Source organism: Streptomyces sp. SS1-1 (genome assembly GCF_008973465.1).
Lineage (GTDB): Bacteria > Actinomycetota > Actinomycetes > Streptomycetales > Streptomycetaceae > Streptomyces.
In genome coordinates this window covers 3287442-3308547 of record NZ_WBXN01000004.1, presented here as the reverse complement: position 1 = coordinate 3308547, position 21106 = coordinate 3287442, and the positions used below count along the sequence as shown (strand labels likewise).

At 73.4% G+C, this 21106-nt stretch carries 24 protein-coding genes and 1 tRNA gene; 14 read left to right on the top strand and 11 right to left on the bottom strand.

The annotated features are described in order from the left end of the window. Positions 1–125: 125 nt before the first annotated feature. Positions 126–1217, bottom strand: coding sequence for an ABC transporter ATP-binding protein (locus F8R89_RS16270; protein WP_151784672.1), 1092 nt, complete (start codon positions 1215–1217; stop codon positions 126–128). A gap of 215 nt (positions 1218–1432) precedes the next feature. Here F8R89_RS16270 and F8R89_RS16265 point away from each other — a divergent pair. The 5 genes from F8R89_RS16265 (at position 1433) to F8R89_RS16245 (ending at position 3665) form a co-directional block, all read left to right on the top strand. Then, positions 1433–1507 (top strand) — tRNA-Thr (locus tag F8R89_RS16265). A gap of 189 nt (positions 1508–1696) precedes the next feature. Next, positions 1697–1933 (top strand): hypothetical protein, encoded by a 237-nt coding sequence (locus F8R89_RS16260; RefSeq protein ID WP_151784671.1) that lies wholly within the window; start codon positions 1697–1699, stop codon positions 1931–1933. Positions 1934–2057: 124 nt separating this feature from the next. Beyond that, on the top strand, positions 2058–2429 hold the full coding sequence (locus F8R89_RS16255) for a hypothetical protein (protein WP_151784670.1): 372 nt from the start codon (positions 2058–2060) through the stop codon (positions 2427–2429). Between the two features lie 273 nt (positions 2430–2702). Next, the gene (locus tag F8R89_RS16250) at positions 2703–3083 is read left to right on the top strand and encodes a hypothetical protein (protein ID WP_151784669.1); all 381 of its coding nucleotides are present in this window, start codon (positions 2703–2705) and stop codon (positions 3081–3083) included. Between the two features lie 234 nt (positions 3084–3317). Then, complete coding sequence (locus F8R89_RS16245; protein ID WP_225994406.1) at positions 3318–3665, top strand: hypothetical protein; 348 nt, start codon at positions 3318–3320, stop codon at positions 3663–3665. Positions 3666–3763: 98 nt separating this feature from the next. On the opposite strand, the gene F8R89_RS16240 is transcribed toward F8R89_RS16245, so the two are convergent. The 3 genes from F8R89_RS16240 to F8R89_RS16230 form a co-directional block, all read right to left on the bottom strand. After that, positions 3764–4057: a hypothetical protein gene (locus tag F8R89_RS16240; RefSeq protein WP_062669104.1), complete on the bottom strand. Its 294-nt coding sequence runs from the start codon at positions 4055–4057 to the stop codon at positions 3764–3766. A 256-nt stretch (positions 4058–4313) separates the two neighbouring features. After that, positions 4314–4607, bottom strand: coding sequence for a hypothetical protein (locus F8R89_RS16235; RefSeq protein WP_151784668.1), 294 nt, complete (start codon positions 4605–4607; stop codon positions 4314–4316). Positions 4608–4773: 166 nt separating this feature from the next. Continuing rightward, positions 4774–5274 (bottom strand): hypothetical protein, encoded by a 501-nt coding sequence (locus F8R89_RS16230; protein WP_151784667.1) that lies wholly within the window; start codon positions 5272–5274, stop codon positions 4774–4776. Between the two features lie 361 nt (positions 5275–5635). On the opposite strand from F8R89_RS16230, the gene F8R89_RS16225 reads away from it, so the two are divergent. From F8R89_RS16225 to F8R89_RS16200, 6 genes are all read left to right on the top strand, one after another. After that, complete coding sequence (locus F8R89_RS16225) at positions 5636–6442, top strand: hypothetical protein (protein WP_151784666.1); 807 nt, start codon at positions 5636–5638, stop codon at positions 6440–6442. Between the two features lie 54 nt (positions 6443–6496). Then, a complete protein-coding gene (locus F8R89_RS16220) occupies positions 6497–6778 on the top strand; it encodes a hypothetical protein (protein ID WP_062669066.1) in 282 nt (93 codons plus the stop codon). A gap of 154 nt (positions 6779–6932) precedes the next feature. After that, positions 6933–8201: a wax ester/triacylglycerol synthase domain-containing protein gene (locus F8R89_RS16215; RefSeq protein WP_151784665.1), complete on the top strand. Its 1269-nt coding sequence runs from the start codon at positions 6933–6935 to the stop codon at positions 8199–8201. A gap of 34 nt (positions 8202–8235) precedes the next feature. Continuing rightward, positions 8236–8517, top strand: coding sequence for an acyl carrier protein (locus F8R89_RS16210; protein WP_151784664.1), 282 nt, complete (start codon positions 8236–8238; stop codon positions 8515–8517). Further along, a complete protein-coding gene (locus F8R89_RS16205; RefSeq protein ID WP_151784663.1) occupies positions 8514–9722 on the top strand; it encodes a beta-ketoacyl-[acyl-carrier-protein] synthase family protein in 1209 nt (402 codons plus the stop codon). Before F8R89_RS16210 ends, F8R89_RS16205 begins: the two co-directional genes overlap by 4 nt. A gap of 51 nt (positions 9723–9773) precedes the next feature. Beyond that, positions 9774–11057, top strand: coding sequence for a wax ester/triacylglycerol synthase domain-containing protein (locus tag F8R89_RS16200; RefSeq protein ID WP_151784662.1), 1284 nt, complete (start codon positions 9774–9776; stop codon positions 11055–11057). A 1-nt stretch (position 11058) separates the two neighbouring features. Here F8R89_RS16200 and F8R89_RS16195 read toward each other — a convergent pair whose 3' ends face one another. Together F8R89_RS16195 and F8R89_RS16190 are read right to left on the bottom strand one after the other, a co-directional pair. Next, positions 11059–11547 (bottom strand): GNAT family N-acetyltransferase, encoded by a 489-nt coding sequence (locus F8R89_RS16195; RefSeq protein ID WP_151784661.1) that lies wholly within the window; start codon positions 11545–11547, stop codon positions 11059–11061. A gap of 9 nt (positions 11548–11556) precedes the next feature. Further along, a complete protein-coding gene (locus F8R89_RS16190; protein WP_151784660.1) occupies positions 11557–12438 on the bottom strand; it encodes an aminoglycoside phosphotransferase family protein in 882 nt (293 codons plus the stop codon). 53 nt (positions 12439–12491) lie between these two features. On the opposite strand from F8R89_RS16190, the gene F8R89_RS16185 reads away from it, so the two are divergent. After that, positions 12492–13898 carry an NAD(P)/FAD-dependent oxidoreductase gene (locus tag F8R89_RS16185; protein ID WP_192806138.1) on the top strand — a complete coding sequence of 469 codons (1407 nt, stop codon included), beginning with the start codon at positions 12492–12494 and terminating at the stop codon, positions 13896–13898. A 12-nt stretch (positions 13899–13910) separates the two neighbouring features. Here the strand turns inward: F8R89_RS16185 and F8R89_RS16180 are convergent, their stop codons facing one another. The 3 genes from F8R89_RS16180 to F8R89_RS16170 all read right to left on the bottom strand — a co-directional run bounded on the left by F8R89_RS16180 (position 13911) and on the right by F8R89_RS16170 (position 17692). After that, on the bottom strand, positions 13911–15407 hold the full coding sequence (locus F8R89_RS16180; protein ID WP_151784659.1) for an MFS transporter: 1497 nt from the start codon (positions 15405–15407) through the stop codon (positions 13911–13913). A 68-nt stretch (positions 15408–15475) separates the two neighbouring features. Continuing rightward, a complete protein-coding gene (locus F8R89_RS16175; protein ID WP_151784658.1) occupies positions 15476–16456 on the bottom strand; it encodes a zinc-binding dehydrogenase in 981 nt (326 codons plus the stop codon). A 75-nt stretch (positions 16457–16531) separates the two neighbouring features. After that, positions 16532–17692, bottom strand: a complete 1161-nt coding sequence (locus F8R89_RS16170) for an NAD(P)-binding protein (protein ID WP_151784657.1) — start codon at positions 17690–17692, stop codon at positions 16532–16534. 150 nt (positions 17693–17842) lie between these two features. Between F8R89_RS16170 and F8R89_RS16165 the strand changes: the two genes are divergently transcribed. Further along, on the top strand, positions 17843–18544 hold the full coding sequence (locus F8R89_RS16165) for a pentapeptide repeat-containing protein (RefSeq protein WP_192806137.1): 702 nt from the start codon (positions 17843–17845) through the stop codon (positions 18542–18544). A 117-nt stretch (positions 18545–18661) separates the two neighbouring features. Here F8R89_RS16165 and F8R89_RS16160 read toward each other — a convergent pair whose 3' ends face one another. Further along, positions 18662–19162: a hypothetical protein gene (locus F8R89_RS16160; RefSeq protein ID WP_151788145.1), complete on the bottom strand. Its 501-nt coding sequence runs from the start codon at positions 19160–19162 to the stop codon at positions 18662–18664. Positions 19163–19204: 42 nt separating this feature from the next. Here F8R89_RS16160 and F8R89_RS16155 point away from each other — a divergent pair, with 42 nt between their 5' ends. Continuing rightward, a complete protein-coding gene (locus tag F8R89_RS16155) occupies positions 19205–20614 on the top strand; it encodes a M1 family metallopeptidase (RefSeq protein ID WP_151784655.1) in 1410 nt (469 codons plus the stop codon). 27 nt (positions 20615–20641) lie between these two features. On the opposite strand, the gene F8R89_RS16150 is transcribed toward F8R89_RS16155, so the two are convergent. Then, positions 20642–21106, bottom strand: a complete 465-nt coding sequence (locus F8R89_RS16150; protein ID WP_151784654.1) for a hypothetical protein — start codon at positions 21104–21106, stop codon at positions 20642–20644.

Sequence of the window (21106 nt, the reverse complement as noted above, 5' to 3'; positions counted from 1 at the left end):
GTGTTGACGCACACCACTCGAAATGCCCTGTTTGCCGGGGTATTTGTCGACATGGAAAAGGGCCCCGCAGGGGTCTGCGGGGCCCTCCTCGTTCAACGCGGGTGCCTCACCCGGTGATCGCCGCCTCAGTCGGACAGGCGCGCGCCCGTCGACGTCGAGAAGACGTGGGTCTCACCGGAGCGCGGGACGATGTGCAGCGTGCTGCCCTTCTCCGGGACGTCACGGCCGCTGACGCGGACCACCAGGTCCTTGGAGTCGTCGCCGCCGACCTTGGCGGAGCCGTAGACGTAGGCGTCGGCGCCGAGCTCCTCGACCACGTTCACCGTGACGGCGAGACCCTGGTCCGACTCGGGGCCGGCCACGTCGAAGTGCTCGGGGCGGACACCGACGGTGACCGTCTTGTCGGTGGTCGCGGAGAGCGCGTCACGGTCGACCGGGACGACGGAGTTGCCGAACTTCACGCCACCGTCGGCGATCGGGACCTCGACCAGGTTCATGGCCGGGGAGCCGATGAAGCCGGCGACGAAGAGGTTGGCCGGGCGGTCGTACATGTTGCGCGGGGTGTCGACCTGCTGGAGCAGACCGTCCTTGAGGACCGCCACACGGTCGCCCATCGTCATGGCCTCGACCTGGTCGTGGGTGACGTAGACGGTGGTGATGCCGAGGCGGCGCTGCAGCGACGCGATCTGCGTACGGGTCGAGACACGGAGCTTGGCGTCGAGGTTCGACAGCGGCTCGTCCATGAGGAAGACCTGCGGCTCACGCACGATGGCGCGGCCCATCGCCACACGCTGGCGCTGACCGCCGGAGAGCGCCTTCGGCTTGCGGCCCAGGTACTCGGTGAGGTCGAGGATCTTCGCGGCGTCCTCGACCTTCTGGCGGATCTCCGCCTTCGGCACACCGGCGATCTTGAGCGCGAAGCCCATGTTGTCCGCGACCGTCATGTGCGGGTACAGCGCGTAGTTCTGGAACACCATGGCGATGTCCCGGTCCTTCGGCGGCAGGTGCGTGACGTCGCGGTCACCGATACGGATGGCTCCGGCGTTGACGTCCTCGAGCCCCGCGAGCATCCGGAGCGAGGTGGACTTGCCGCAACCCGACGGGCCGACCAGGACGAGGAACTCTCCGTCCGCGATCTCGATGTCGAGTGCGTCGACGGCGGGCTTGTCGGAACCCGGGTAGATCCGGGTCGCCTTGTCGAACGAGACAGTGGCCATGGTGAATGGGCCCCCTTCTACCGGCAGGAACGTGCCGGACGATCCGTTGTAGGAAGGTGGTTGGTGTAGTCCACATGCGCGGACTGGCACTGGACGCTACCTGGCGTTCGCCTGATCTGTCAGTACATGGAGCATGTGAACTTCGCGGAAATTTTCGACGGCGCCCGCCGCTGAGGTGGGTACACTGCACGGGCGCGTGCGTACACCGCGCGCATGCCTCCTTAGCTCAGTTGGTCCAGAGCGGCTGTCTTGTAAACAGCAGGTCGTCGGTTCGAATCCGACAGGGGGCTCCCACAACTGCGGGGCGGTGACTCGAAAGAGGCCGCCCCGCACGTCTTTTCCCGTCCCCTTTCACACCCCCATGTCCCGTTCGGAACACGGGACATACGCCGCCATGGACTAGGATCGCTACTGCTAGTGTTCACGCAGTCACAGTGGGCAATCAGCCTCAGCTCCATGTAATGAAATCCGAGGGTTCCATGCGCAAGCTCCACAAGGTCATGATCGCCGCTGCCGCCGCCGGCGGACTCACCGCCGTCGGTGCCGGTACGAGCGTCGCCCACGACGCCACGCCGTCCGTGACCGACATGTACCGCCCGTACCAGGAGTGCAGCCCGCAGACCGTGGCCGCGACCGATGTCCCGATCGCCGTGCTCGGCCTCTCCGAGACCTTCGACACCACCTGCGGTCAGTTCAACAACGCCTTCACCCGCTGACTCTCGCGACGTCGTGCGCGACGCCTTCCGCGGGCCCCTTCGGAGTCACCCCCGAGGGGGCCCGTTCCTGCGTGACCCTCGGGAAGGCGCGTCCGGGCCCACCCCCACGAAGGAGACGCAACACATGTTCAACGGCAAGAGGATCGTCGCTGTCTCGGGGCTGCTCGGCGGCCTCGCCCTGGCAGGCATCGGCGCCGGGCAGGCCCACGCCGCGGCCCCGGCCTGCGCCCTGGACGCGCAGGGCAACATCATCTGCACGCAGACGGTGACCGGGCAGACGCCCGAGGGCGAGGACTTCGTCCTGCGGCGCAGCGTGAACTGCCAGCCGTCGCAGCCCCTCACCCTGCCCGCCCCCGGCGTCCTGTCCAACGGGAAGACCCGGATCGGCCCCCAGATCACCTGTGCCGACATGAACCAGCCGGCGCCCGCGGCGGCCCCCGCCGACAGCGGCGAGCAGAACGAGGTGAGCCCGCTCATCGCCCGCCTCCTGGGCTGAGCGGACGACATCGGTACGAAAAAAGCAGCGGACGGCCGGAATCAGGGAGACCTGATCCGGCCGTCGCTTTTTCCCGCCGTAATTCGGCATTGGGGTGACCGTGCCTTCCGGGCCGTGACCCGGACCCGGGGTGACGTCGTTTTGCCTTGAAGGACAACGCCGCCGACACGCCTCCCACGACCATGAAAGATCCCAAATTGCTACGGATTGAATGTATATGCTCACATTAAGTAGTCAACCAGGGCTTGACGCCCGGGAAGAAAGGGTCAATCCATGCGCAGGTTTCAGCGCGTCGCGGTGGTAGCCGCGGCTGTTGCGGGGCTGTCCGCCTTCGGTATCGGTGCCGGTACCGCTTTCGCCGGCGAGGGTGAGTGGGAGGGGCAGTTCGTCACCGCGGTGGCCAACTCCTCCGCCAACGCCGTCGCCACGGCGGGTGTCCCGCAGGCCGAGGCGGCCGTCGCTCCGGAGGCCGCTCCGGTCGCCGCCGAGCCGCAGGTCGCGCCGGAGGCCGCTCCCGTCGCCGCCCCCGAGGCCGCTCCGGTCGCCGCCCCCGAGGCTGCCGCTCCGGAGGCTGCCGCCCCCGAGGCCGCCCCGGAGGCCGCTCCCGAGACCGCCGCCCCGGAGTACGGCTACGGCGAGTACGCCGCCAAGTAAGCAACTCCCCGCGGGAATCGGTGCACGAGATTCAGGGCCTCACCACCGATTCCCCCGGTACGCCGCAGGCGGTGTGCCGGTGAAACCCTCAGCGACTCGCAGCCCGGCCGCGCGCAGACCCCTCGGGGTGCGCGGCCGGGCTGCGGCGGTGCCGTCGCCGGGCGCGTCCGAGTTCGCGCGGGCGACGGGTTGTTCGTAACTCGACCATCTCCAGGACAAAGAGGAACGCAGCACATGACCGGTCGACAGAAGATCGCAACCGTCTCGGGGCTCATCGGAGCGCTCGCCGTCCTGTACGGCGGCGCCGCACCCGCGTTCGCGGACGACTCCAAGGGGGTCTGCACCATCACGCAGCAGGGCGACATCGTGTGTGTGAAGAAGACCGAGGTCGTCCACAAGGACAAGCGCGACGGCTACGTGCTCCAGCAGAAGCAGGACTGCTCGACGACCGAGCGGCCGCGCTTCGTCGGCGTCGACGGCAGGGCGGTGGACGAGGGCGCCACGGACTCGGGCCCCGTCGTCGAGTGCAACAACCGCGCGGAGCTGCCCAAGGGGTACAAGCTCCCCAAGTTCGACTTCTGACGCCCGCCGCGCCGGCCCCTCCGTGGGCATGGGAAAGCCGGACCCGGAGTGATCCGGGTCCGGCTTCCTCGTTCCGCGGGGGAGGGAACTCCCCTACGTCACTTGCCGAAGGCGCTGTTGTTGCAGCCCATGGAGGAGCCGAGGCTCGTCTCCTGGGCGCCCGGGTTGCCCTCGCCGTTCAGCAGGTTGCCGCCCAGGCCGTTGGCGATGCCGACCTGGCCCAGGATGTCGACGTTGGCGTCGTGCGAACGGCAGTTGCTGCTCTGCAGGACGCTGACGCTGCTGCCCTTCTGGCCCCAGCCGCCCTGGTCGGCCTGCGCGGTGCCGGCGCCCAGGAGTCCGACGGTGCCGAGCGCGGCGACCACGACGGCGGCCTTGTGGAGCTTGTGCATGTTCATCTCCGGTGGAGTGGAGGGGGTTGCGGCCCGTCACGGACCGCGTTCGTACAGTTACGGAGACTAATAAGAAGTATTTCAAAGCAATGGGCGGCGCGCCCGAATTCGGTAATCTCTCACCGCGTTGGCCGATGGCATGTGAATTCTTTGTGCACACCGTTGAATTGGCGGCGGAAAAAAGTCCCGGCGCCGGACTCGCGGTCCGGCGCCGGGACTTGGTGTCGCTCGGGCCGGCGACGCGGCCCGGGGTGGCTCAGAAGGCGCTGTTGCTGCAGCCCATCGTCGAGCCGAGGTGGGTGTTCTGCGCGCCGGGGCTGCCCTCGCCGTTGAGCGCGCTGCCCAGCAGGCCGTTGAGGATGCCGACCTCGCCGAGGACGTCGAGGTTCAGGTCGTGCGACTTGCAGTTGGAGCTCTGCAGGACGCTGTACTTGTCGCCGCCGCTCTTGCCGTGGCCCTCGTCGCCGTGCGCGGTGGCCGTGCCGGCGCCCAGGAATCCGACGGTGCCGAGGGCCGCGACCACGACGGCGGCCTTGCGAAGCTTGTGCATGTCATCTCCGGTGGAGTGAGGTGGGGTGCGATCCATGAGAGATCGACTTCGTACAGTTACCGGAGATTAATAGGAACTATCCGATATGTCCGGAGCGGCACGCCGACTTGACCGATGTCGCCCCGGAAGCACCCGGAAGCACCTGGAGGCACGCGAAAAGCAGTGGTCAGCGCGTGGCGTGGGCGTGCGCGAGGGAGTTGGCCTGGCTGTTGGCCTGGTCGCAGTCGATGCCCCGGGTCTCGGCGGCGGCGAGCACGGCGACCGGGACGGCCGCGTTGAGCAGGCTCTGCGGGCTGCACTCCTGGTACGGGCGGAAGAGGTTGGCCTGCTGGACCGGGCCGGACGGCGCGGCGGCCGCGGGCTGCGGGTTGACCTGCGGGCTGATCTTCGGGCTCAGTTGGGGGCTGACCTGCGGGCTGACCTCCGCGCCCCGCTGCGGGGCGGCGGCCTGGGCGGGCGCCTGGCGCTGCGCGGCCGGCAGGTTCGAGGACTGAGCGCTGGCCTGGGAGTTGGTCCACGACGCGGCCTGGGCGTCCTGCTGCGGCGCGGCGGGGGTGCCGCCGCCGTAACCGGCGGGCGTCTCCCCGGCGAGGCTGGGGCCCGCGCCGATCGCCGACAGACCACTGGCTGCTGCTACGACGAGCGCGACCTGGTGAAGCTTGCGCATGGAACTCGGCCCTTCATTGACCTGTGCATGGACGTGCGGAAATGCGACGGCGATGGACCACATCGCTCCGACCCTGTGCGGGGAACGACACGGCGGCTTGCGCGGTCACGTCCCGGAATAGGCGGTCACCCGTTTGCCACGGAATGTTTTGATACGACCGGTGGCATTTGAGTGACGGAATTCGGCGCGCCGTGACCTGACCGCCCCCCTGTCGTTCCCCAGCAGGAAGGCGTGAAGTCCACATGACAGCTCAGGCATTACCCCTGTAAGGGCGCAGTACGAATATCAGACTGAGCGCACGCGACATCCACTGAATTAATACGGATTTCCCTGCACAGGTAATGAAGGGCCGAGGGTTTCCATGCGCAAGCTTCACAAGGCCGCGCTCGTCGTAGCGGCGGCAGGCGGTCTCACCGCCATCGGTGCCGGCGTGAGCGAGGCCGCCGACTATCCCGTCGGGTACAGCGGTGCCGCCCCGGCTCCCGCTCCCGGATACCCGGCGCCGCAGTACGCGGCCCCGGCTACGGCGCCCGCCCCCGCGTACCAGGCGCCGCAGCAGTACGCGGCTCCCGCGCCCGCTCCGCAGTACCAGGCGCCGCCGCAGTACGCGGCCCCGGCTCCGCAGTACCAGGCGCCGCAGTACGCCCCGGCCCCCGCCCCGCAGTACCAGGCGCCGCAGCAGAGCGCGCCGGTGGCCGCGGCGGCGACGTCCCGGTCGGAGGGCACCGCGGCCGTCAGCGGTCCGCAGCAGGCCCCGCAGTACGCGGCCCCGGCGCCCGCTCCGGTCGCCGCCCCGCAGCAGCAGCCCGCCGGTTACGCCAGCGCCGCCGCCACCTCGGGCGGCTACGCGCAGGCCGCGACCCCCGCCGCGGCTCCCCAGGCCGCCGCCCCGCAGCAGGCGGCGCCCCAGGTCGTGCCGCAGGTGACGCCGCAGGCTGCCCCGCAGGTCATGCCGCAGGTCGCCCCGCACGTGTCCGCTCCGCAGGTCTTCAGCCCGGAGCCGGCGCCGCGCGTCGCGCCGCAGGTGAACCCGCAGGTCAACCCCGAGGTGAACCCGCTGATCAACCCGCTGATCTCGCCGGCCAGCGCGCCGCAGGTGCCCGGCCTCGGCCTCGGCCAGGTCGCGGCTCCCCCGGTGGGCCAGCTGGGTCTGCCCCGCCTCGGCTGATCACCGCACCGATCCGCCGTACACCCCCGCAATCGCAAGACCAACGGAGAGAACATGCGCAAGCTCCACAAGGTGGCCCTCGTGGGCGCCGTCCTCGGCAGCGTCGGCTCGTTCGGCGCCGGCACCGCCCTGGCCCACGGTGAGGGCAGGGCCCACGACGTGGACATCACGCAGGGCATCGAGTGCCGTTCGCACGACATGAACATCGACGTCCTCGGCAACCTCGGCGCCCTGAACGGCGCGCTGGCCAACGCCCTCAACGGCGAGGGCTCCCCGGGTGCCCAGCCCAGCCACCTCGGCTCGGACATGGGCTGCAACAGCGCCGCCCTCAAGTAGCCGCGGGCAGCGCCCCGTTCACGCCCGCTCCGTCCCGGGGCGGGCGTTGGACTGCCACCCATGGCAACGCTGTGTGAACGTGTGTGACTCTACGTGTATGGTTGATCGCGTCGGCTCGCGAGGCCCGACGGAACGGACGGCGAGGAGTGGTCCCTTGGACAGGTCGACCTTGCTGAAGATCCCCCGCACCCGACTGTCCTACGCCGACGAGATGCTGCTGGTCAACGGCTGCCCCGGAGTCATCGGCCTGGCCGCCGTCTTCTCCGGTGAGCCGCCCGCCCCGGACCGGGTGCGCGCCCGTGTCGCCGAGCGGTGGTCCGGCCTGGAGCGGATGCACCAGGTGCTGGACCGTTCCGCCGGCGGAGCGCGCTGGACCGTACCGGGGCCCTTCGACCCCGGCTCCCATGTCGCCGTCGCCCCGGCCGGGTTGGACGCGCTGTGGGGTGCCGGCGTGGACCGGCCGCTGCCCGGCGGGCTTCCGCCCTGGCGGCTGTACGTCGTCCCCGGAGCCGCGTACGGCGGTGACTTCGCGCTCGCCCTCGTCGCCCAGCACACCCTGCTCGACGGGCGGTCCCTCGCGACGCTGATGCGGGCCCTCGTGGACGAGCCGCCCGCCGCGCGCGGTGCGGCCCGGCCGGCGCCGGCCCGGCCCGGGCTGCGCGCGGCCGGCCGGGAGCTCAGGACGATGACGGCCGTGGGGCAGTCCGTGCCGCTGCGGCCGCCGGGTGAGGCCCGCGCGTCGGTCGCCGTACGCGAACTCGACACGGAGACCGTGCGGGCGGCCCGCCGCCAGCCCGCCGACGGCCGGGGCGCCACGCTCAACGAACTGCTGGTGGCCGCCGTCGCCGGAGCGCTGCGCGCCCGCTACGGGCCCGTCCGGGACTGGCGCGCACGGGACGAACCCGTGTACACGGCGGTGCCCTGCGATCTGCGCACCCGGACCACCACCGCGGAACTCGGCAACACCGTCACGGTCGTGCGGGTGCCGTTGCCCGTCGACGTGGACGGCCCCGTGGCCCGGCTGCGCGCCTGCCAGGCCGCGCTGGCCACGGTCCCCGACCGGGCGGCCGTCCACGCCGGCGTGCTCTTCCCCGCTGCAGAAGCGGTTCGCCGCACGGGGCCCTGGGTGACCCGGCTGCTCACCGGCCGGGGCCGGCACACCTGTTTCGCCGCGACCGCCACCACGGCCCTGAAGTGGCCCGGCGCGGCCGGCACGTTCGAAGGGCGCCGCCTCGTGCGCACGGTGGGGCTCCCGCCCCTGCAGCGACCGGGCACCGCCAGCTTCGCCCTGGCCCAGGTGGGGGACGCGTTCACGCTCACCGTCGTGTCCCATCTGCGCCCGGACGACGCCGGACGGCTCGCCGACGCGGTCGTCACGGAGTTCGGGGCCTGGGCCCGGACGACGACGCCGTCGGTGCGCTGACGGCACCACGGCACCACAAGAGGGAGGCAGTTGGATGGAAGCGGAACACGGCGACGTATGGGAAGCGCTGCGCCCGCTGTGCGCGCGGGTCATGTCGGTGCCGGCGGAGGCGGTGGTGCCGCACGCCCGGCTGGTCGCCGATCTCGGCGCCGACAGCCTGGACATCACCGAACTCGAGGTGGCGTCCGAGGAGATGTTCGGGGTGTCCCTGCGGGGCACCGACAAGGCCGGGGTGTCCACCGTGGGTGATGTCGCCGACCTGATCGAGCGGCTGCGCGCCGGGGCACCCGGCCTCCACAGCCCCGTGGGCCGATGAGCGGCCGCCCCGCCGTCGCCGTCACCGGCCTCGGGGTCCGCTGCGCGGCCGGCTCGACCCCCGACGAGCTGTGGGACAGCCTGCTGCACGGCCGTTCTGCGGTCGCGCTGCACTCCTTCGACGCCGAGGGCACCGTCGTGCATCCCGCGTCGGCGATGAGCGGCTTCGACGCGGCCGGGTACCTCGCGCCCAAGGAGGTGCGGCGCACGGACCGTTCGGTGCAGCTGGCGGTGTGCGCGGCCCTGGACGCCGTGACGGACGCCGGCGGTCTGCACGTGCCGTCCGGGCGGCGCGCGGTGGTCACCGGCACCGGCTACGGCGGGGTGATCAGCCAGGAGAACGGCATCGGGCAGCCCGACGTGCTCTACGCGCCCCGGCTGATGAACAACGCGGGCGCGTACTGGATCACCGCCAAGCTCGACGTCACCGGGCCCAGCCTCACGGTGTCCACCGCCTGCTCGTCCGGTACGCACGCCGTGGGCGAGGCGCTGCAGATGATCCGGTCGGGCTGCGCGGACGTCGTGGTCGCCGGAGGGCACGACAGCCCCCTGACGCCGACGACCGCGCTGGCCTTCGGGCGGGCCGGCGCGATGGTCACGTCCTGCGCCGAACCGGCGTCCGCGTCACGGCCGTTCGACGCGGAGCGGCAGGGCTTCGTGCTCGCGGAGGGCGCCGCCTTCCTGGTGCTGGAGCGGCTCGACCTGGCCCGGGCGCGCGGCGCGCGCGTGTACGCCACGCTCACCGGGTACGGGCGCACCTCCGACGCCTACCACCTCACCGCGCCCCATCCGGACGGGGCGGGAGCGCGGGCCTGCATGGAGCAGGCGCTGGCCGACGCCGGGACCACCGCCGACGCGGTCACCCATGTCAACGCGCACGGCACCGGCACCGAGCTGAACGACCTGGCGGAGGCGCGGGCCGTCAGCGCCCTGTTCGGGCCGCGGCGGGTGCCGGTGACCGCGCCGAAGGCGGTGACCGGGCACGGACTGGGGCTGGCCGGGGCGCTGGAGGCCGTGATCACCGCGCTGTCCGTGCGCGAGGGGATCGCACCGCCCACGGCCCATCTGACCCGGCTCGACCCGCGCTGCGAGCTGGACGTCGTCGTCGGCGAACCGCGCAAGATCCCGGACGGCCCGGTGATCAGCAACAGCTTCGCCTTCGGGGGCCACAACGCCTGTGTCGTCCTCGACTCGCCCCATCTGTGAGCACCGGCGGCGGCAATGACAGGGGGAATCGCGGAAGGGAGGCGGCGGGGCATGAGGCTGACGGCCATCGAGGAAGGGCACCTGCGCAACGGGATGCCCGGGACCATCGGGATCGCGGGGCTGTTCCCCGCCGACGGGCCGCCGATCGACCTGGCGTGGCTGCGGGCCCGGATCCGCGAGCGATGGGGCGGCCTGGAGCGGATGAGCCTCGCCCTGCGCCCGCCCGCCGGACCGGCCGCGTTCTCCGGGCACCGCTGGGCGGCCCGGCCGTTCGACCCCGCCGCGCACATCGCCTCCGACGACCGGGACCTGCACACACTGCTGACCGACGCGGTGAGCCGGCCACTGCCCGAGGACCGGCCGCTGTGGCGGCTGCTGGTGACGGAGCGGGCCACCGCGCACGGTGAGCGTGCCGTCGTCCTGCTCGCCCATCACGCCCTGCTCGACGGGCGGTCCCTGGAGACGCTGTTCCGGCTGCTGATGGACGACGCGGTGCCGCCCCGCCCGCCCGCGCCGGGCGCCGCACCCCGCCGGCGGCCCGTCCGCCCCGCCACCGTCGGCCGGGAGCTGCGCGTCATCGGCGCCCGGGGACGCGCCCTGCCCGCCGTCCCGGCGGAGCGGTACGCGCCCTCGGTGGCCGTGGTGCGGCTCGACGCGCCCGTGATGCGCGCGGCCCGCCGCCAGCCCGAGGCCGGCCGGGGCGCCACCCTCAACGAACTGCTGCTCAGCAGCTTCTCCGGCGCCCTGCGCGCCCGGTACGGCCCGCTGCGTGCCTGGCCGGCGGGACCCGCCCCGTTCTTCGGGACCGTCCCCGTCGACCTGCGGGGCCGGCACGACGCGCAGCGCCTCGGCAACGGCGTCACCGCGCTGCGCATCCCGCTCCCCGTCGACCTGGACTCGCCGGTGGCGCGGCTGCGCGCCTGCCAGGAGGAGGTCGCCGCGTTCGACCACCGCTGCGACGCGCACCGGGCGATCCTGCCGCCGCTGCTCGCCACGGCGCGGGCCATGCCGTGGCTGGCCGAGGTGATGGCCCGGCGCCTCGCCCGCCCCGAGCTGACGACCAGCCTGTGCACGGCCTTCAAGTGGCGGGACAACCCGAGCCGGCTGCACGGAAACACCCTGGCCAGGGTCGTGCCCCTGCCGCAGCTCGCGACGCCGGGCACCGCGAACCTGTGCCTGGTGCACTGCGCGGACACCTACACCCTCACCGTCGTCAGCCATCTGCGGGACGGCGAGGCCGACCTGCTCGGCGGTGCGGTGGCCCGGGAACTGGCGGCGGTCGCGGCCTGCGAGGCACCGGCCGCGCGTCCGGCGCGCGAGGTGCGGGCGCGGTGAGTCAGGGCCGCCCGGCGCCGCCGCCCAGCGCGGCCAGCGCGTCATCCGTCAGCCGGTACACCGTCCAGCCGTCCTGCGGGCGGGCGCCCAGGGACTCGTAGAAGGCGATCGACGGGGCGTTCCAGTCGAGGACCGACCACTCCAGGCGCTGGTAGCCGCGCTCCACGCACAGCCGGGCCAGCTCGGTGAGCAGCGCCTTGCCGTGCCCGGCGCCCCGGGCGGCGGGGCGGACGTACAGGTCCTCCAGGTAGATGCCGTGCACTCCGCGCCAGGTGGAGAAGTTCAGGAACCACAGCGCGCAGCCGACGGTCTCGCCGGTGTCGTCGTCGGCCGCGATGTGCGCGTACACGGCGGGGCGCTCGCCGAACAGGGCCTCGTGCAGCTGCTCCGGGGTCGCCCTGGCCTCCTGCGGGGCCTTCTCGTAGGCGGCGAGCTCGCGGATCAGGGTGTGCAGGGCGGGGACGTCGGCGGGGGTGGCGGTGCGAATCATGGTCGGAGGCTAACCGGCCGCCCGCAGCCGTCGGGCGATCTCGAACAGGTGCTCGTCGAGAGGGCGGCCGTCCTCGAGGTCCCACAGGCAGTTCTGCAGCAGCCGGCCGTACGTCCACGCCCGCGCGCGGGCCCGGTCCAGGCCGAGGACGTCGGTCATGGCGTCGAAGCGCCACACGACGTCGTCGGCGTCGAAGCGGTTGTCGAGGGCGGGCCACAGCTCGAAACCGGGGTCGCCGGCGAGCGGCTTGGGGTCGATCGCCAGCCAGGGGGCGCGGGCGGAGGCGAGGACGTTCCCCTCGTGCAGGTCCCAGTGGAGCAGGCGGTCGCCGGGCTCGTCGGCGACCTCCCGTACGGCGGCGGCGCAGTCGGCCAGCAGACGGCGGGCCCGCGGGTCCGTGACCCGCTCCAGGGCGCGGGCGGTGCGCTCCAGCATGCGGTGCGCCATGTCCCCGAGGCGGCGCACGCCCGGGGGAGCCGTGAACGACGTCAGATGGGCCAGCAGCTCGGCGATGACCAGCACCGACGCGTGGGCGTCCAGGCGGGCGAGGGGGCGGGTGGGGTCGAGGCGTTCGAGGAGCATCGTGCCGGTGGCCGGGTCGTGGTCGAGGAGGCGGACCGCGCCGTCGCCGTCCCAGTGGCGCAGGGCGACCGGTTCGCCCTCCGTCTCGTGGTCGAGGAGCTGCAGCTTCAGCACGGCGGGGGTGCCGTCCCGCCGGGTCACCGGGACGACCAGCGCGGCGACCCCGTGCATCGGCCGTCCGTCGGCGGTCAGCTCCCAGCGGTCGAGGAAACCGGCCGTGAGCCGGGGAAGCGCGGCGACGAAGGCGCGGCCCGCCTCCCCGTTGTACTCCTGCTGAGACGCGGCGAGCTCCGCGGGGACCTCGATCATTCCGGGACCCTATCGGGCTCCCGGAATCGGCTCCCGCGAATTACCGTCCTCGCATGAGCAGATCGGACAGTGGTGCGGTGAACGGCGGCATCTCCTTCTGGTACGCCGACGACGGCCTGCCCGCGGTGCGTGAGCCGCTGGCCGGGGACGCCTCGGCGGACGTGGTGATCGTGGGCGGCGGCTACACGGGGCTGTGGACCGCGTACTACCTGAAGAAGGCCGTCCCCTTTCTGCGGATCACCGTCCTGGAGCAGCGCTTCTGCGGGTACGGGGCGTCCGGGCGCAACGGCGGCTGGCTGTACAACGGCGTCGCCGGCCGCGACCGGTACGCGAAGCTGCACGGGCACGAGGCGGCCGTACGGCTCCAGCGGGCCATGAACGACACCGTCGACGAGGTCGTCCGGGTCGCCGAGGCGGAGGGCTTCGACGCGGGCATCCACAAGGGCGGCGTTCTGGAGGTCGCCCGCACGCCCGCGCAGTGGGCACGGCTGAAGGCGTTCCACGAGCACGAGCTGTCGTACGGCGAGAAGGACCGGGAGCTGTACGGCGCCCGCGAGACGGCCGAGCGGATCCGGGTGGCCGACGCCGTCGGGTCGACGTGGACGCCGCACGGCGCGCGCGTGCAGCCCGTGAAGCTGGTCAAGGCGCTCGCGGCGGCCGTCGAGGCGCTGGGCGTGACCGTCCACGAGCTGACGCCGGTCACCGAGATCCGGCCGAAGCACGCCGTCACCCCGTACGGCACCGTGCGCGCGCCCTATGTGCTGCGCTGCACCGAGGGGTTCACGGCGGGCCTGAAGGGCCAGCGGCGCACCTGGCTGCCGATGAACTCCTCGATGATCGCCACCGAGCCGCTGACCGACGAGCAGTGGGCGTCGGTCGGCTGGGAGGGCCGCGAGACGCTCGGGGACATGGCGCACGCCTACATGTACGCGCAGCGCACGGCCGACGGGCGGATCGCGCTGGGCGGGCGGGGTGTGCCGTACCGCTTCGGGTCGCGGACGGACGACGACGGGCGCACCCGGCCGGAGACCGTCGAGGCGCTGCGGGACGTGCTCGTCGGGTTCTTCCCGTCGCTGGCCGGGGTGCGGATCGCGCACGCCTGGTCGGGGGTGCTGGGTGTGCCGCGCGACTGGTGCGCGACGGTGACGCTGGACCGGTCGACCGGGCTCGGCTGGGCGGGCGGGTACGTCGGCTCCGGTGTGGCCACCGCGAACCTGGCGGCCCGCACCCTGCGCGACCTCGTCCAGCAGGACTCGGGGCAGGGCGGCAGGACCGACCTCACCGAACTGCCCTGGGCCGGGCACAAGGTGCGCAAGTGGGAGCCGGAGCCGCTGCGCTGGCTGGGCGTCCACGGCCTGTACGCCGCCTACCGCGCCGCCGACCGCAGGGAGCGGGGCACGAGCAGCGCCGAATCGTCCCGGCTGGCACGGCTGGCGGACCGGGTGGCGGGGCGGCACTGACCCCGCCCCCGGTCAGGTCGCCGGTTCCTCCTGGCGGGCCGGGCGCGAGGGCTCCCGGCCCGGGGGCTTGGCCGTCACCATCACGGCGGCGACGATGCCGGCCAGGAGCATGATGGCGGCGGCCCACCAGATGGCGACGGTGTAGCCGTGCACGATGCCCTGCTGGGTGACCAGCCGGCGGCGGGCCGGGTTGGTCAGGTGGGCGGTGATGTAGGCGGTCGCGCTGGTGGTGGCGACGGTGTTCAGCAGGGCCGTGCCGATCGAACCGCCCACCTGCTGCGAGGTGTTGATCGTCGCCGACGTCACCCCGGAGTCCTGCGGTGCCACGCCCGCCGTCGCCGTCGCGAACACCGGCATGAAGACCAGGCCCATGCCGAGCCCCATGAGGATCAGGGCGGGCAGGACGTGGGGCGCGTACGAGGAGTCGACGGTGAGCTGGGTCAGCAGCACCATGCCGATCGCGGCCAGCAGGGCGCCCGGGGCCATCAGCAGGCGGGGCGCCACATGGTCCAGGAGGCGGGCGGCGATCTGGGTGGAGCCGACGATGATGGCGGCCGTCAGGGGCAGGAAGGCGAGCCCGGTCATCACCGGGCTGTAGCCGAGGATGACCTGCAGGTAGTAGGTCATGAAGAGGAACAGGCCGAACAGGCCGATGACGGCCAGGGCCATGGTCAGGAAGCAGCCGGCCCGGTCGCGGTCCCGGACGATGTGCAGCGGCAGCAGCGGGACCGGGGCGCGGGTCTGCCAGGCGACGAACGCCACGAGCAGGACGACGCCCGCCGCGAACAGGGCCAGCACGAGCGGGTCGGTCCAGCCGCGCGGCTCGGCCTCGGCGAAGCCGTAGACGATCGCGACGAGTCCGCCGCAGCCGAGGATCACACCGGGCACGTCGAGCCGGGCGCCCTCGTGGACGGGGCTGTCGTGGAGCAGGGCGAAGGCGCCGATCACGGCGATCACGGCGATCGGCACGTTGACGTACAGGCACCAGCGCCAGTCCAGGTACTCGGTGAGCACGCCGCCGACGATGAACCCGATGGCGCTGCCGCTGCCGGCCAGGGCGCCGTAGATGCCGAACGCCTTCCCGCGCTCCTTGGGGTCGGTGAACGTCGTGGTCAGCAACGACAGGGCGGACGGGGCGAGGACGGCCGCGAAGACGCCCTGGAGGGCGCGGGCGCCGAACAGCATCCCGGAGGAGGTGGCGGCGCCGCCCAGCGCGGACGCGGCGGCGAAGCCGATCAGGCCGATGACGAAGGTGCGCTTTCGGCCCGCGAGGTCGGCTATGCGGCCGCCGAGCAGCAGGAGCCCTCCGAACGCCAGCGTGTACGCCGTGATGACCCACTGCCGGTTGCCGTCGGAGATGCCGAGGTCCTCCTGGGCGGAGGGGAGGGCGATGTTCACGATGGTCGCGTCGAGGACCACCATGAGCTGCGCGAGCGCGATGACCACCAGACCCCACCAGCGACGGGGGTCTGCTTCCCGGGCTGTTTCACCCGTTCGGGTGACTGTCATCTGGCCAGAAGACCATGGTTCGGGAGGGATCGCATCTGGGGCGGCGGGCCGTCGTGGCTCGGGAGCGGTCATGGCTCCAGCACCACCTTCCCCGTGGTCGCGCGGGTCTCCAGGGCGCGGTGGGCGTCCGCCGCGGCGGCGAGCGGGAAGCGCTGCACGGCCGGGACGAGACGGCCCGCGGCGGCCTCGGTGAGGGCGCGCAGCTCCAGGGTCCGCATCGGGTCGGGGCCGCCGGCCCGGCGCAGCATCACGGGGCCCAGGACCTGCTCGGAGACGCCCTCGACGAGGTACGGGCCACCGCCGCGCAGGCCCTCGCCGGACCAGCCGAACACCAGGTGCCGGCCGCCGGGGCCGAGCAGGTCCACGCTCGCGCGGGCCACCTCGCCGCCGACGCCGTCGAGGACGAGGGTCGCGGGCCGTCCGCCGAGGAAGGCGCGCACCTTCTCCGGCCAGCCGGGGTCCGTGTAGTCGACGGCGAGGTCGGCGCCGTTGTCCCGGACCCGCGCGGTCTTCTCCGGTCCGCCGGCCAGGCCGACGACGACGGCCCCGGCGTTCTTCGCGTACTGCACGAGGAGGGTGCCGATACCGCCGGCGGCGGCCGGGACCACGGCCACCGTGTCCGGCCCGAACGCGGCGAACTGGACGATCCCCAGCGCCGTACGGCCCGTGCCGATCATGGCGACGGCCTGCGCGAAGTCCAGGTTCCCGGGGATCTCGTGGACCCGTTCGACGTCGGTGACGGCGAGTTCCGCGTAGCCGCCCGGCGCGAAGCCGAGGTGGGCGACGACCCGCTTGCCGAGCCAGAGCGCGGCGACGCCCTCGCCGAGCGACTCCACCACGCCGGCGACCTCCCGGCCGGGGATCGTGGGCAGCCGTGCCGGCTCGGGCGCCGGGCCCTGGAGGCCCTCGCGCAGGGCCGTGTCGAGGAGGTGGACGCCGGCGGCCCGGACGGCGATCCGGACCTGGCCGGGCGCCGGGCGTGGATCGGCGACCTCCTCGTGGGTGAGGTTCTCGGCCGGGCCGAAGGCGTGCAGTCGGATGGCGTGCATCGGGGGTCCCCCATCGCTGTGGGTACGGGTCCTGTGGGCGTCCCGCCGGGCGGGCGCTGCGACGATGCTCCGACCTCAAGCTCGCTTGAGGTCAAGGGCGTGCCGGCCGAGGGCGAGGGACACCGCCGTGAGCGCGCTGGTGAACGACACCTCGGACAGCACGCCGGGCGCGGCGACCTGATCGCCCGCCAGATAGACGCCGTCGCCGCGGTCCACGGCCGGCCGGTCCCGCCAGCTGGTGCCGGGCGGGTCCACGGCACCGGTCCGGCCGCTCGCGACGGCGTCCCGGCGCCAGGTGACCCGCTCGCGCCAGCCCGGGAAACCCAGGTCGAGGAGCTGCTCGGCGCGGGCGGCGCCGTCCGCGCGCGGCTCGCCCGGAGCGAGCGGGATCTGACCCTGGATCAGCTGCTCGCCGGCCGGCGCGAGCGACGGGTCCTGGGCGGTGAACCGCTCCAGCCAGCCCGGCGCGTCCAGGTCGGAGACGACGAACGCGTCGCCGCGCCGGCCGCGCAGCGCGAGGTCGATCAGGGCCGTCCGGCCGCCGGGCCAGGTCAGCGAGTCGTCCCGCAGCAGACGCCGGGCGGCGGCCAGCGAGGTGGCGACGACCACCGGGGTGTCCGTCGGCAGGGTGTCGATCCGGGACAGCGTCTCCACCCGGACCCCGAGGTTCCACGCCCGCGCCGCCATCCGGTCGATCACGGTCGCCCAGCCGCCCCGCGGGTAGTGCGCCTCCGGGGGCAGCCGGGTGGCCCGGCGCAGCCGCTCCTGGACGAACGCGGCGGACAGGGCGCCGGGGTCGTGGTGGAACAGCGCGACCGCCGCGTAGTGCGCGGCCACCCGCGCCGCCTCCTCGCCCGCGACACCGGTCGCCCAGGTCCGGAAGTCCAGATCGACGGGCGCCCGCGGCACGCCCGGCCGCAGCAGCCTCAGCAGGGCGAGGGGCGGGGTGCGGCGCAGCGCGCCCCGGTACCGCAGCCGGAAGCGGGCCGCCTCCAGCGGCGGGATCGGCGCGAGCGGGCCGATCAGGTCCCGGTGCGCGAGCCACGCCCAGTGCGGGCCGCCCTTGTACAGGGCGTGCGGTCCCTCGTTCGTGCGGTACGGCCCCTCCGCGGTGCGGGCCCGGCCGCCGAGGGTGTGGTGGGCCTCGTGCACGGTGACCTCGGCGCCCGCCTCCGCGGCGGTGATGGCCGCGGTGAGCCCGGCGAAGCCGCCGCCGATGACGGTGATGCGGTGCATGGCTGGGGGTCTCCCTCGCTCTCGGTACGCCCGTGGGCCTTCCTCCGCGGGTACGACGGACCGGGCGGCCCGGGATGTGACATCGGCGGACACCCCGGGGATCGGCGCAGGTGACGGGCGTTGTCAGTGGCGGGGTGCAGCATGGTGCGCATGGCGAGAAGAGCGAGGGGCGCGGGAGCGGCGGGCGGTCCGGGGCGCGGCGACGTACGGGGCGCGCGGCGGCCGGAGCTGCGGCTGCCGCCGCTGGAGCCGTACGGGGGCGGCGGGCTGGAGCCGGACGGCGACTACGACGGGCTGGAGTTCCCGGAGGCGGACCTCTCCGAGCAGGACGGCGGGGGCGCCAGGTTCATGGACTGCGCGCTGCGGGGCTGCGTGCTGGACGGGACGCGGCTGCGGTACGCCCGCGTCCTCGACTCGGTGCTCACCGCGCCGCGCGGGGTGGGCACGGACCTCGCCGAGGCGACGCTGCGGGACGTCGAGGTGCTGGACGCCCGGCTGGGCGGAACGCAGGCGCACGGGTCCGTGTGGGAGCGGGTGGTGGTCAGAGGCGGCAAGATCGACTACCTGAATCTGCGCAAGGCGAAGCTCAGGGACGTCGTCTTCGAGGGCTGCGTCCTGGTCGAGCCGGACTTCGGGGGCGCCCGTCTGGAGCGGGTGGAGTTCGTGGACTGCGCGCTGCGCGGGGCAGACCTCACGGGGGCGACGCTGACCGACGTGGATCTGCGCGGGGCGGGCGAGCTGGACATCGCGGCGGGCCTGGACCGGCTGTCCGGGGCCGTGATCAGCACGGGCCAGCTGCTCGACCTGGCGCCGGCGCTGGCCGCGCAGCTGGGTCTGCGCGTGGAGGGGTGACGGGCCGGGCGGGTCTGCGTGTGGAGGGGTGTCGGTCGCGGGCGGGTCTGCGTGTGGAGAGGTGTCGGGCGCGGGCGGGGCCGCGCATGGACGGGTGACGGGCGCGGGCCCCGGGGCTCAGGGCAGGCGGGGGAAGCGGGCCTGGAGGGTCCAGATCGCCGGGTTCTCGCCCAGGTCCTCGTGCAGGTCGATCAGGTCGGCGAGCAGGTCGTGCAGGAAGTCCCGGGCCTCCCGGCGCAGCGCCGCGTGCGAGAAGGTCAGCGGCGGCTCCTCCGCCGGCATCCAGTCCGCCTCGATGTCCACCCAGCCGAACCGCCGCTCGAAGAGCATCCGGTCCGTGGACTCGGTGAAGTCCAGCTCCGCGTGCTGGGGGCGGGAGGCGCGGGAGCCGGCCGGGTCCCGGTCCAGCCGCTCGACGATGTCGCACAGCGCCCACGCGAAGTCGAGGACGGGCACCCATCCCCAGGCTGTGGACAGCTCCCGGTCCGCCTCGGTGTCGGCGAGGTAGACGTCACCGCAGAACAGGTCGTGGCGCAGGGCGCGGACGTCCGCGCGGCGGTAGTCCGTCTGCGGCGGGTCGGGGAAGCGGTTGGAGAGGGCGTAGCCGATGTCGAGCACGCTGGGCATGGTGTCACGGCTCCCGCTCATAGGATCACCGACGTGTCCCGTACCGCGGCGGCCGTCCCCGCCGTCCTGAGCGCCCTGCTCGCCGTCGCCCTCACGGCGTGCGGCGGAGTCGACGGCACCCCCGGCGGCCCGGGCGTGCGCGACCCGTACTTCCCCAAGGCCGGCAACGGCGGCTACGACGTGCGCCACTACGCCCTCGACCTGTCCTACGACCCCGCCGGGCGGCACCTCGCCGGCACCGCCGAGATCACCGCGCGCGCGGGGCAGGACCTGTCCGCCTTCGACCTGGACCTGAGCGGACTGGACGTCGAACGGGTCGAGGTGGAGGGCCGCCCCGCCCGCTTCAGCCGCAACGGGCAGGAACTGGTCGTGCGGCCGCACGACGAACTCGACGCCGGCCAGACCTTCCGGACCGTCGTCCACTACTCCGGCACCCCCCGGACGCTCACCGACCCGGACGGCTCCGAGGAGGGTTGGCTGCGCACCGCCGGGGGCGGGGCGCTCGCGCTGGGGGAGCCGACCGGGTCCATGGCGTGGTTCCCCGGCAACCACCACCCGTCCGACAAGGCGCTCTACGACATCACCGTGAGCGTGCCGGAGGGGACCGAGGTGGTGTCCAACGGGGAGCTCGCGGAGCGGCGCACCACCGGCGGCCGTACGGCCTTCCACTGGCGTTCGGCCGAGCCCATGGCCTCGTATCTGGCCACCCTCGCCATCGGCGACTACACCCTTCACCGGTCCACCGTGCGCACGGCGGCGGGCCACGACCTGCCCGTCCTGTCCGCTGTCGTCCCCTCGGAGGCCGGGCCCGCCGGGAAGGCGCTGGAGCGGCTGCCGGAGGTCGTGCGCTGGGGCGAGGAGACGTTCGGGCCGTACCCCTTCTCCTCCACCGGCGTGATCGTCGCCGGTGAGGGGGACGCGGACTACGCCCTGGAGACCCAGTACCGGCCCGTCTTCCCCGGCACCCCCGGCACCGGGCTGCTGGTGCACGAGATGGCCCACCAGTGGTTCGGCGACTCGGTGACGCCCGAGAGCTGGCGGGACATGTGGCTGAACGAGGGCTTCGCGACGTACGCGGAGTGGTTGTGGGAGGAGGAGCACGGCGGCGACAGCGCGCAGGAGACCTTCGACGCGCTCTACGACCACGGCGAGGACGAGTACGAGGACCTGTGGTCCTTCCCGCCCGCCGAGCCGTCCGGCGCCGCCCACATCTCCGACGAACCCGTGTACTCGCGCGGCGCGATGGTGCTCCACAAGATCCGGCAGACCGTCGGCGACAAGGCGTTCCGGGCCCTCGTGCGGGGCTGGACGGCGAAGCACCGCCACGGCAACGCGGACACCGAGGACTTCACGTCCTACGTCGAACGGACGGCCCCCGACGAGGACTTCACCCCCATCTGGCGGGACTGGCTGTACGGGGAGGGCAGGCCCGAGCACCCCTGACGGCACCGGCACCGGGACCGGCCGCCGTCAGTCCGTGCCCTCCAGGTCCGCCCGTATCGCCGCCCGTGCCGCCCACACGGCCTCCGCGTGCTTGAGGCGCAGCTCCTGCATCGCGGGGGAGTCCAGCGGCGGGTCGCCGGTGGCGAAGGCGTCCTGGAGGTCGCGCAGGGTCGCGTACACCGACTCCAGGGCGTCGGCCCTCGCCTGCGGCGCGCACAGCAGGGCGCTCTCACGGGCCTCGTCGCAGCCCGACGACCGGAACGCCCGGCGTACGGCCGCCGCACGCTCCCGGCCGTCGCCGGACAGGGCCGCCTCCCGCATGTCCTCGTAGGCCAGGCGGTACGTGGTGAGGACGGTGACGTAGATCTGCCGGCGCTCCTGCCGGGTGCGGTCGGCCCGGTCGCGGCGCCAACGGACGCGGTCGGCGAGGAGGGTTGAGCCGACGCCGACGAAGGCGCCCAGGGCGGTGGCGGCGAGGGTCGTCCAGTCCAT

What these genes read in the sequence shown, in the direction of transcription:
- F8R89_RS16270 (WP_151784672.1), bottom strand. Translation starts at nt 1,217, where the DNA reads ATGGCCACTGTCTCGTTCGACAAGGCGACCCGGATCTACCCGGGTTCC.
- F8R89_RS16260 (WP_151784671.1), top strand. Translation starts at nt 1,697, where the DNA reads ATGCGCAAGCTCCACAAGGTCATGATCGCCGCTGCCGCCGCCGGCGGA.
- F8R89_RS16255 (WP_151784670.1), top strand. Translation starts at nt 2,058, where the DNA reads ATGTTCAACGGCAAGAGGATCGTCGCTGTCTCGGGGCTGCTCGGCGGC.
- F8R89_RS16250 (WP_151784669.1), top strand. Translation starts at nt 2,703, where the DNA reads ATGCGCAGGTTTCAGCGCGTCGCGGTGGTAGCCGCGGCTGTTGCGGGG.
- F8R89_RS16245 (WP_225994406.1), top strand. Translation starts at nt 3,318, where the DNA reads ATGACCGGTCGACAGAAGATCGCAACCGTCTCGGGGCTCATCGGAGCG.
- F8R89_RS16240 (WP_062669104.1), bottom strand. Translation starts at nt 4,057, where the DNA reads ATGCACAAGCTCCACAAGGCCGCCGTCGTGGTCGCCGCGCTCGGCACC.
- F8R89_RS16235 (WP_151784668.1), bottom strand. Translation starts at nt 4,607, where the DNA reads ATGCACAAGCTTCGCAAGGCCGCCGTCGTGGTCGCGGCCCTCGGCACC.
- F8R89_RS16230 (WP_151784667.1), bottom strand. Translation starts at nt 5,274, where the DNA reads ATGCGCAAGCTTCACCAGGTCGCGCTCGTCGTAGCAGCAGCCAGTGGT.
- F8R89_RS16225 (WP_151784666.1), top strand. Translation starts at nt 5,636, where the DNA reads ATGCGCAAGCTTCACAAGGCCGCGCTCGTCGTAGCGGCGGCAGGCGGT.
- F8R89_RS16220 (WP_062669066.1), top strand. Translation starts at nt 6,497, where the DNA reads ATGCGCAAGCTCCACAAGGTGGCCCTCGTGGGCGCCGTCCTCGGCAGC.
- F8R89_RS16210 (WP_151784664.1), top strand. Translation starts at nt 8,236, where the DNA reads ATGGAAGCGGAACACGGCGACGTATGGGAAGCGCTGCGCCCGCTGTGC.
- F8R89_RS16205 (WP_151784663.1), top strand. Translation starts at nt 8,514, where the DNA reads ATGAGCGGCCGCCCCGCCGTCGCCGTCACCGGCCTCGGGGTCCGCTGC.
- F8R89_RS16200 (WP_151784662.1), top strand. Translation starts at nt 9,774, where the DNA reads ATGAGGCTGACGGCCATCGAGGAAGGGCACCTGCGCAACGGGATGCCC.
- F8R89_RS16195 (WP_151784661.1), bottom strand. Translation starts at nt 11,547, where the DNA reads ATGATTCGCACCGCCACCCCCGCCGACGTCCCCGCCCTGCACACCCTG.
- F8R89_RS16190 (WP_151784660.1), bottom strand. Translation starts at nt 12,438, where the DNA reads ATGATCGAGGTCCCCGCGGAGCTCGCCGCGTCTCAGCAGGAGTACAAC.
- F8R89_RS16185 (WP_192806138.1), top strand. Translation starts at nt 12,492, where the DNA reads ATGAGCAGATCGGACAGTGGTGCGGTGAACGGCGGCATCTCCTTCTGG.
- F8R89_RS16180 (WP_151784659.1), bottom strand. Translation starts at nt 15,407, where the DNA reads ATGACAGTCACCCGAACGGGTGAAACAGCCCGGGAAGCAGACCCCCGT.
- F8R89_RS16175 (WP_151784658.1), bottom strand. Translation starts at nt 16,456, where the DNA reads ATGCACGCCATCCGACTGCACGCCTTCGGCCCGGCCGAGAACCTCACC.
- F8R89_RS16170 (WP_151784657.1), bottom strand. Translation starts at nt 17,692, where the DNA reads ATGCACCGCATCACCGTCATCGGCGGCGGCTTCGCCGGGCTCACCGCG.
- F8R89_RS16165 (WP_192806137.1), top strand. Translation starts at nt 17,843, where the DNA reads ATGGCGAGAAGAGCGAGGGGCGCGGGAGCGGCGGGCGGTCCGGGGCGC.
- F8R89_RS16150 (WP_151784654.1), bottom strand. Translation starts at nt 21,106, where the DNA reads ATGGACTGGACGACCCTCGCCGCCACCGCCCTGGGCGCCTTCGTCGGC.